Origin of the sequence: Streptomyces sp. NPDC005752 (genome assembly GCF_040630715.1) — a bacterium.
In the GTDB taxonomy this organism is placed as follows: Bacteria; Actinomycetota; Actinomycetes; order Streptomycetales; family Streptomycetaceae; genus Streptomyces.
In genome coordinates this window covers 17,938-28,809 of the sequence record NZ_JBEXYB010000062.1, presented here as the reverse complement: position 1 = coordinate 28,809, position 10,872 = coordinate 17,938, and the positions used below count along the sequence as shown (strand labels likewise).

Below are 10,872 nucleotides of genomic sequence, written 5' to 3'. Positions count from 1 at the left end.
CTCCGGACGCCCCTGCCCGTACGTCGCCAACAACGCCTGCGCCTCGATCGGATCACCCAGCGTCGTACCCGTACCGTGCGCCTCCACCGCGTCGACCTGGGCGGCCGACAGGCCGGAGGCGGCCAGGGCCTGCCGGATCACCCGCTGTTGGGACGGACCGTTCGGCGCCGTCAGACCGTTCGACGCACCGTCCTGGTTCACCGCTGACCCGCGCACGAGAGCGAGCACCGGGTGGCCGTTGCGTCGGGCGTCGGACAGCCGCTCCACCAGCAGCATGCCCACGCCCTCCGACCAGCCGGTCCCGTCCGCGCCGGCGGAGAACGACTTGCACCGTCCGTCCGAAGCAAGGCCACCCTGACGGCTGAACTCGATGAATGCACCCGGGGTGGACATCACCGTCACACCGCCGGCCAGCGCCATGGTGCACTCGCCCTTGCGCAGGGCCTGAGCGGCGAGGTGCAGGGCGACCAGAGATGACGAGCACGCCGTGTCGATGGTCATCGTCGGCCCCTCGAGGCCGAACGTGTACGCCACCCGGCCCGACAGGACACTCCCCGAGGTGCCGATGCCGAGGAACCCGTCGACGCCCTCCGGCACGGAGGCGGTCTGCGATGCGTAGTCGTGGTACATCATTCCGGCGTACACACCGGTCCGGCTCCCGCGCAGTGCGGCCGGGTCGATTCCCGCGCGCTCGAACGCCTCCCAGGTGGCCTCGAGCAGCAGCCGCTGCTGGGGATCCATGGCCAGCGCCTCGTGCGGGGAGATGCCGAAGAACGCCGGGTCGAACTTCCCCGCGTCGTACAGGAAGCCGCCTTCCGCGGTGTACGAGGCGGCGCGGTTCTCGGGGTCGGGGTCGTACACCCCGTTGAGGTCCCAGCCCCGGTCGGTGGGGAACGGTGCGACGCCGTCGCCCCCACTGATCGTCAGCTGCCACAGATCCTCAGGGCTGAGGACTCCGCCCGGGTAGCGGCAGCTCATGCCGACGATCGCAATGGGGTCGTCGTCCAGAGCATCCGCCACAGCCACGCCGTACCGGCTCAGTTCGCCCTGCGTACCCACGACCTCGTCGCGGATGTACTCGGCGAGCGATTCAGGAGTGGGGTAGTCGAATACCAGCGTGGCGGGCAGGCGGAGGCCGGTCACCTCGTTAAGACGGTTGCGGAGCTCGACTGCGGTGAGGGAGTCGAAGCCCAGCTCCTTGAAGGCCTGTCCGGAGGTGACGGAGTCCCCGGACGCATGCCCGAGCACGAGTGCGACTTCGCGCCGGACGAGGTCCAGCACCAGACGGAGACGTTCTGCCTGGTCCAGCCCACGCAGCCGGTCGGCGAGAGCCGAATCGGCCGTCCCGGACTGTGCAACGCGGCGTGCCGATACGCGCACGAGCCCGCGCATCAGGGGCGCCACACCGTTGGAGGCGGCGCCCTGACGGAGGACCGGAAGATCGAGCCGCAGCGGAAGGACCGCTGCCCGCCCGGTCGTCTCGGCAGCGTCGAAGAGGGCGACACCCTGTTCGGCCGTGAGTGCGGGCAGGCCGGCACGGGCCATGCGTTGGAGGTCGGTGGCGTCGAGGCGCCCGAGCATCCCGCCCTCGGCCCACGGCCCCCAGCCCAGCGACAGACCCGCAAGCCCTTCCGCCCGCCGCACCACAGCCAGAGCGTCGAGGAACGCATTCGCCGCCGCATAGTTCGCCTGACCCGACGACCCCAAAGTCGCCGCCGCCGACGAGAACAACGTGAACATCGACAGATCCATGCCACACGTCAACTCGTGCAGGTGCCAGGCCGCATCGACCTTCGGCCGCAACACCGCAGCAAGCCGCTCCGGCGTCAACGACGACACCACACCGTCATCCAGCACACCCGCCGTATGCACCACACCCATCAACGGATGTTCGGGAGCGACACCATCCAGCACCACAGCCAGCGCGGCACGATCCGCCACATCACACGCGACGAAACGAGCCCGCGCACCGAGCTCCTCCAGCTCCGCGACGAGACCTGCCGCCCCCGGGGCATCCCCACCCCTGCGGCTCACCAGCAACAGATGCCGAACCCCACGCTCCACCACCAGATGACGCGCCACCAACCCACCCAGCGCACCACTGGCACCCGTCACCAACACCGTGCCCGACCCGTCCAGCCCTGCAGCCGTACTCGAACCGACCGCCGCACGCACCAGCCTCGGCACGAACACCGCGCCACCACGCACCGCCACCTGCGGCTCACCCGAAGCCACCGCAGCCGACAGAACCGACTCATCAGCCCCCTCGACATCGACCAGCACGAACCGACCCGGATTCTCCGACTGCGCCGTCCGCACCAGACCCCACACAGCAGCCTGCGCCGGATCCGGCGACTCGCAGAACACCGCACCCGAAGTCACCACCACCAGACCCGCATCGGCGAACCGCTCGTCCGCCAACCACCCCTGCACCAACTCCAACGCCCGGACCGTCACCTCATGCGCACGGGACACCACGCCCGCAGACCCCGAACCGGCCTCCGCGAACGACACCGCCACCACACCCGGCACCGCTTCCAACGCTTCCAGCGCGTCCAGGCCCGTCACCACCCGGACGACGGACGCCACACCCTCCCCACCACGCGCGTGCTCGACCCAGTCCACCTCGAACAACGCATCACGCGGCACAGCGGAAGACTGAACCTGCTCAGCCGAAACAGGCCGCAGCACCAACGAATCCACCGACGCCACCGGCTCACCGGCCACATCAGCCAGCACCAACGACACCCCGGAACCAGCCGGCGCGATCCGCACCCTCAGAACCGAAGCACCCACAGCATGAAGAGAAACCCCGGACCACGCGAACGGCAGACCTGTCCCTCCACCGTCCTCACCCCGTCCACCGGCCAGCCCCATCGCGTGCAGGGCCGAGTCCAACAGGGCCGGATGCACGCCGAACCCGTCCCCGGAAATCGCCTCCGGCAACGCAACTTCGGCAAACACCTCTTCGCCGCGCCGCCACACAGCACGCAGCCCCTGAAAGACCGGCCCGTACCCATATCCCAGCCCGCGCAGCTCCTCGTAGAACCCCGTCACGTCCAGCCCGACGGCGCCCCGCGGCGGCCACTCCCGCAGCGATTCACCCGTCTCAGAACCCACCGCCGACAGCACACCCGTCGCGTGACGCACCCACTCACCATCGGCATCATCAGCCGACCGCGAATGCACACTCACCACCCGACGCCCCTCCACCGAGGGCCCACCCACCGACAACTGCAACGACACCCCACCACGCCCAGGCATCACCAACGGCGCCTGCAGCGTCAACTCCTCCAGATACCCACAACCCACCCGCTCCCCCGCATACAACACCAACTCCACAAAAGCCGTACCCGGCAACAACACCGAACCCAACACCACATGATCCACAAGCCACCCGTGCGACTGAAGCGACAGCCGCCCCGTCAACACCAACCCATCACCCTCAGCAAGCGACACCTCCGCACTCAACAGCGGATGATCAACCGCACGCGCACCCAGACCAACCCCATCAACCACACCCGCCGTAACAGACTCCAACCAGAAGTGCTCACGCTGAAAGGCGTAGGTGGGAAGGTCGATACGCCGGGCACCGGTACCGGCGAAGTACGCCGCCCAGTCCACGGCCGAACCACGCACGTACAGATCGGCCAGCGCCGTGACCAGCGTCGTCGCCTCGTCACGGTCCCTACGCAGGGCAGGTACGAACGCCGCGTCCCCGACGCAGTCCTGACCCATCGCGGACAACACACCGACCGGACCCAACTCCAGATACCTGGTCACGCCCTGGCCCTGGAGCGCCCGCATCCCGTCGACGAAGCGCACCGCCTCCCGGACGTGACGCACCCAGTAGTCCGCCGAGCACATCTCGTCGCCCGCGACGACCAGCCCGGACACGTTGGAGACGATGCCGATGCCGGGCGGGTGGAAGGTCAGACCCTCCGCGACGGTGCGGAACTCCTCCAGCATCGCGTCCATACGGGGCGAGTGGAACGCATGACTGACACGCAGACGCTTGGTCTTGCGGCTCTGCTCCGCGAAGTGCGCGGCGATCGCGAGGACAGCGTCCTCGTCACCGGAAATCACGGTGGCGGAAGGCCCGTTGAGGGCGGCGATCGAGACACCGTCGGTCAGCAGCGGCAGGACTTCGTCCTCCGACGCCTGGAGCGACACCATCGCCCCACCCGCCGGCAGATCCTGCATCAGACGACCCCGGGCCGCGACCAGCTTCGCCGCGTCCTCGAGTGAGAGCACCCCCGCCACATGCGCGGCCGACAGCTCACCGATGGAGTGCCCCAGCAGATAGTCCGGCTTCACACCCCACGCCGACACCAGACGGAACAACGCCACTTCAAGCGCGAACAGACCCGCCTGCGTGAACTGCGTCTGATCCAGCAGCTCACCACCCTCGAACACCACATCCCGCACCGAACGGTCCAGATGACGGTCAAGCTCCGCACACACCGCATCGAACGCATCCGCGAACACCGGATACGCCCCGTACAACTCACGGCCCATACCCGAGCGCTGCGCACCCTGACCCGAGAACAGCACACCGGTCCGGCCCGACGTCACCGCACCCGTGACCGTCCGGTCCCCGATGACCACGGCACGGTGATTCATCACCGCACGCGTCGTCGCCAGCGAGAACCCGACATCCACCGAATTCCGATCCGCTGCGAACGTCGACACCCGCTCCACCTGGGCGGCAAGCGCCTCGGAGGTCTTCGCCGACACCACCCACGGCACCACCGGCAACGACGAGGCACCAGTCGCGTCAACCGTCTCCGTCTCAGGAGCCTGCTCAAGGATGATGTGCGCGTTGGTCCCGCTGATACCGAAGGACGACACACCCGCTCGCCGCGGCTCACCCGTCTCCGGCCACGCCACCGACTCCGTCAGCAGCTCCACCGCACCCGCCGACCAGTCCACGCGCGATGACGGCGCGTCGACGTGCAGGGTCTGCGGCAGCACACCGTGCCGCATCGCCATCACCATCTTGACGACACCGCCGACACCGGCCGCTGCCGCCGCGTGGCCGATGTTCGACTTGATCGACCCGAGCCACAGGGGCAGTGCCTCGGACCGGCGCTCCTGACCGTAGGTGGCGAGCAGGGCCTGCGCTTCGATCGGGTCACCGAGCCGGGTACCGGTGCCGTGCGCCTCGACGGCGTCGATCTGGGCGGCCGAGAGACCGGAGCTGGTCAGAGCCTGCCGGATGACACGCTGCTGCGCGGGGCCGTTCGGTGCGGTCAGGCCGTTCGACGCACCGTCCTGGTTGATGGCCGACCCGCGCACCACTGCCAGGACCTCATGGCCGTTACGCCGCGCGTCCGACAGCCGCTCCACGAGCAGCAGGCCGACGCCCTCAGCCCATCCGGTGCCGTCCGCTCCCTCCGCGAAGGGCTTGCAGCGGCCGTCCGCGGACAGGCCGCGCTGTCGGGAGAACTCCACGAACGCTGTCGGGCTGGCGAGAAGCGCGACTCCACCGGCGAGCGCCATGGTGCATTCGCCCTGGCGGAGCGCCTGGGCCGCGAGGTGGAGGGCCACCAGTGAGGAGGAGCAGGCGGTGTCGACCGTGACGGCGGGGCCTTCCAGGCCGAGCATGTAGGCGATGCGGCCGGACACCACGCTCGTCGCGGTACCCGTGAGGAGGTGTCCCTCGCCGCCTTCGGAGCCCTGCGCCATGCCGACGCCGTAACCGGAGGAGGAGGCACCGGCGAAGACGCCGATCTGTTCACCGCGCACCGAGGTGGGATCGATTCCCGCGCCCTCGAAGAGCTCCCACGACGCCTCAAGGAGCAACCGCTGCTGGGGATCCATCGCCAGCGCCTCACGCGGCGAGATCCCGAAGAAGGCGGTGTCGAACTCACCCGCGTCGTGAAGGAACCCTCCATGCCGCGTGTACGTCGTGCCGGGGTGCGCCGGGTCGGGATCGTAGATGCCCTCCAGGTCCCAGCCCCGGCCGGTCGGGAATTCCGAGATGCCGTCGGTGCCGGTGACGAGGAGCTGCCAGAGTTCATCCGGATTCGCCACCTCTCCCGGGTATCGGCAGCTCATGCCGACGATGGCGATGAGGTCGTCGTCCTTCGCCGGCGCGTGGAACTCGGTGGCCGACAGCCTCGACTGCGTACCGGACAGGACGGGCAGTTCGTACTGTGCGGAGAGTTCCGCCGCGAGGAAACGTGCCAGTACGGTCGGCGTCGGATGGTCGAAGACCATGGTGGTCGGCAACTGCAGCCGGGTCTCGGCGACGAGTGCGTTGCGCAGTTCGACGGCGGTCAGGGAGTCGAATCCCAGCTCGCGGAACGCACGATCGGGCTCGACCCCGTCGGACGACGCGTGTCCCAGTACGCCCGCGGCCAAGGACCGCACCAGGTCGGTCAGCGCATCGGTACGCTCGGCAGGGGCCAGCGCCTCGAGCCGCTTCCACAGGGGCGAGTCGTCATCCGCAGAGCCTGTGACATCGGGTGCGGACGAGGCGAGTGCCTTGCGCACTTCGGCCAGCTCGCTGATCAGCGGGCGGCTGCGGGCTGCGGTGAACACCGGTACGAACCGTGCCCAGTCCATGTCCGCGACGGTCACCAGAGTGTCGTCCCGGTCGAGTGCCTGCTGCAGAGCCGCGATCGCCGGCTCGGGGGCCATGGTCCGGATGCCCAGGCGGAGGAGCTGCTCGCCCTCTTCGCCGTCGGCCATGCCGCCACCCGACCAAGCACCCCACGCGACCGCGGTCGCAGGGACGCCGCGCGCCCTGCGTCGCTGAGCCAGCGCGTCGAGGTGGGCGTTGGCGGTCGCGTAACCGCTCTGGCCGCCACTGCCCCAGACTCCGGCTACGGACGAGAAGACGACGAAGGCGTCGAGGTCATGACCTTCGAGGAGTTCGTCCAGGTGCACGGCACCGGCGACCTTCGCGGAGACCTCCTCTGCGAGCGTGTCGGCGGTGGCTTCGGACAGCAGGGTCGCGGTGGCGACGCCTGCCGCGTGCACGACTGTCCTGAGCGCAGCGCCCGGGTAGTCGGCCGCCGCGGCGTCGCAGGCTTCGATCAGCGCGGCCACGGCCGTGCGGTCGGAAACGTCGCAGGCGACCACGGTGGCCTTGGTGCCGAGCTCTTCCAGCTCGGCGACGAGTTCGGCCGCGCCGGGGGCGTCCGGGCCGCGGCGGCTCGTGAGGACGAGGTGCTCGGCACCGTTGCGGGCGAGCCATCGTGCCACGTGACCGCCCAGCGCACCGGTTCCCCCGGTGATCAGCGCGGTGCCTTGCGGTGTCCAGACCGGCCCGACGAGGTCGGCGCGTGTGTCCCGGACGAGGCGGCGGACGAAAGCTCCGGAGGAGCGCACCGCCACCTGGTCCTCGCTGCCGTCGGCGAGGAGGCCGATCAGCCGGGCCGCCGCGCGGTCGTCCAGTGTCTCCGGGAGGTCCATGAGCCCGCCCCAGCGGTGGGCGCACTCCAGTCCGACGACCCGCCCAAGACCCCACAGCGAGGCCTGGACGGCGCTGGCCAGCGGGTCGGAGCGACCGACGGACACGGCACCACGGGTCACCAGCCACAGCGGGGCGTCGATTCCCGTGTCGCCGAGCGCCTGGACGAGTGCCAGCGTTCCCGTCATGCCGGCGGTGACGACCGGGTGAGCGGGAGACAACTGCTCGTCCAGAGCCAACAGCGAAAGCACACCGGCCAACTGCGCGTCCTGCGCGAGGGCGTCGTCCAGTGCCTGGGCGAGGGAACCGCGGTCGGCAGCAGCGGTATCGGCCTCGATCGGGATCACCCTGGCGCCGTGTGCGGTCAGTGCCTCGACCGTACGGGTGACGAGCACACTCTCCATGTGTCCGGAGGGAACGACGACCAGCCAGTCGCCCGACAGCTGGGCAGCCGCCGGGAGAGTGGCGGGCTTCCAGGTGATGCCGTAACGCCATTCGCTCGCAGTGGAGTTGACACGGCTCTGGCGGCGCCAGGCGGAGAGCGCGGGCAGTGCGCCGGCCAGCGCGTCGGAGTCCTCGGGTCGTATCGCATCGACGAGTGAGGCGAGGTCCTCACGCTCGACGGCGTCCCAGAACTGCGCCTCCTCGGGGGTGTGGCCCACCACGGCGGTCCCGCTGTCCAGCTTCATGGGGACGTGCGGCCAGTAGCGTTCACGCTGGAAGGCATAGGTGGGCAGCTCCACCCGGCGCGCCCCCGTACCGGCGAAGTACCGCGTCCAGTCCACGTTCTGTCCGCGCACGTGGAGCTCGGCCAGTGCCGTGACACAGGCCGACACCTCGGCCCGCCCCTTGCGCAGAGCCGGTACGAACACACGGCTCTCCGCGTCAGCGGTGAGGCAGTCCTGCCCCATGGCCGACAGGACCCCGTCCGGGCCCAGCTCCAGGAACGCCGTCACGCCCTGCTCCTGCAGGGTGCGTACGCCGTCGAGGAAGCGGACGGCCTGCCGGACGTGCCGCACCCAGTACTCGGGGGTGCGGATCTCGCGCGAGGGGACGATCGCCCCGGTCACGTTGGAGACGATGGCGATTGCGGGCGCATGGAAGGTCAGGCCTTCCGCGACCGTGCGGAAGTCCTCCAGCATCGCGTCCATGCGGGGCGAGTGGAACGCGTGACTGACACGGAGCCGCTTCGTCTTGCGACCTTCCGCCTCGAAGTGCGCGGAGATCGCCAGGACGGCGTCCTCGTCCCCCGAAATGACAGTCGACGAAGGCCCGTTGAGGGCGGCGATGTCGACACCACCGGTCAGCAGTGGCAGGACCTCGTCCTCCGACGCCTGGAGCGACACCATCGCCCCACCGGTCGGCAACGCCTGCATGAGACGACCACGCGCCGCGACCAGCTTCGCCGCGTCCTCGAGTGAGAGCACCCCCGCCACGTGCGCGGCGGACAGTTCACCGATCGAGTGCCCCAGCAGGTAGTCCGGCTTCACACCCCAGGCCGACACCAGACGGAACAGGGCGACTTCGAGCGCGAACAGACCCGCCTGCGTGTACTGCGTCTGATCCAGCAGCTCACCACCCTCGAACACCACATCCCGCACCGAACGGTCCACGTGCCGGTCCAGTTCCGCACACACGGCATCAAAGGCCTCGGCGAACACCGGGTACGCCCCGTACAGCTCACGGCCCATACCCGACCGCTGCGCACCCTGACCCGAGAACAACACCGCGAGACCACCGGGCACGGTCGAACCGCGTACCACCCTCGCCCCGGAACCGGTTGAAGCCAGCTCCCGTACGCCTTCCAGGAGGTCCTCGCGCCCGGCCTCGAGCACCACGGCCCGGTGCTCGAGCGCGGCGCGGCCGACGGCAAGGGAGTAGCCGATGTCGAGCGCCCCCGAGGAGGGGGCACCGGTGGTCTCCATGTGCGCCAGCAGAGTCTGAGCCTGTGCCTGCAGTGCCTGGGCACCGGCAGACGAGACGAGCCACGGGACGACCGGCGGGGCCCAGCCGGGCTCGGTCTCGTCGGTGCCGTCGGCACCGTCCCCGACCGGTGCCTGCTCGACGATGATGTGCGCGTTGGTACCACTCACACCGAACGAGGACACGCCCGCCCGCCGCGGCTGACCGGTCTCCGGCCACTCCACCGGCTCGGTGAGTAGCTGTACCGACCCCGCCGACCAGTCGACGTGCGGCGTCGGCTCGTCCACGTGCAGGGTCTGCGGGAGCGAGCCGTGGCGGAGCGCCATGACCATCTTGATCACACCGGCTACGCCCGAAGCGGCCTGGGCGTGGCCGAAGTTGGACTTCATCGAGCCCAGCAGCAGCGGGCGGTCCTGAGGCCGGTCCTGGCCGTACGTCTCCACCACGGCCTGGGCCTCGATGGGGTCGCCGAGCACCGTGCCGGTGCCATGGGCCTCGACGGCGTCGATCTGGGAGGGCGAGAGCGCCGCGTTGGCCAGAGCCGCGCGAATGACGCGTCGCTGCGACGGGCCGTGGGGGGCGGTCAGTCCGTTGCTCGCACCGTCCTGGTTCACCGCGGAGCCCCGTACGACCGCGAGCACGTTGTGCCCGTTGCGTACCGCGTCGGACAGCCGCTCCACGAGGAGCACGCCCACGCCCTCGGCCCAGCCGGTCCCGTCGGCAGCCGCAGCGAAGGACTTGCAGCGACCGTCACCTGCGAGACCGCCCTGCTGACTGAACTCGGCGAACGCGCCGGGGTTGTTCATGACGGTCACGCCGGCTGCCAGCGCGAGGGAGCACTCGCGCTGACGCAACGCCTGGACTGCGAGGTGAAGTGCCACGAGCGAGGACGAGCACGCGGTGTCGACCGTCACCGCGGGCCCCTCCAGGCCGAGCGAGTAGGCGATGCGGCCGGACACGACGCTGCCGGCGGTGCCGGTGACGTAATAGCCGTCGACGTTGTCGTCGGACTGGCGCAGGCTGGTCTCGTAGCCGGAACTCTGTGCGCCGACGAAGACACCGGTCTGGGTGGAGTGGAGTGAGGTCGGAGCGATCCCGGCCCGCTCCAGCGCCTTCCACGACTCCTCGAGCAGGAGGCGCTGCTGCGGGTCCATGGACAGCGCCTCGCGGGGGGAGATCCCGAAGAACGAGGCGTCGAAGTCGGTGACGCCGTCGACGAAGCCGCCCTCGAAGGTCGTCGCGTTGGCGCCGCCCGCCTGGTAGAGCCCGTCGAGGTCCCAGCCACGGTCGGTCGGGAAGGCACCCACCGCGTCGGTACCCGAGGCGACCAGCCGCCACAGGTCTTCGGGACTCGCCACCCCACCCGGGTACCGGCAGCTCATCCCGATGATCGCGATCGGCTCCCTGGCCGCGCCGGTGAGCTGGGTGTTCTCCCTCCGCAACCGGTCGACCTCTTTGAGGGACGCGCGCAGCGCTTCGAGAACCTTGTCACCCGAACTAGCCATCATGAACTCCACACTTCGCGCATC

General features: G+C 69.8%; 1 protein-coding gene. It reads right to left on the bottom strand.

From position 1 onward, the window contains the following. The coding region (locus ABZ441_RS32325) for a type I polyketide synthase (RefSeq protein ID WP_358980762.1) at window positions 1-10,848 on the bottom strand (10,848 nt) is incomplete at its 3' end. Window positions 10,849-10,872 lie beyond the last annotated feature (24 nt).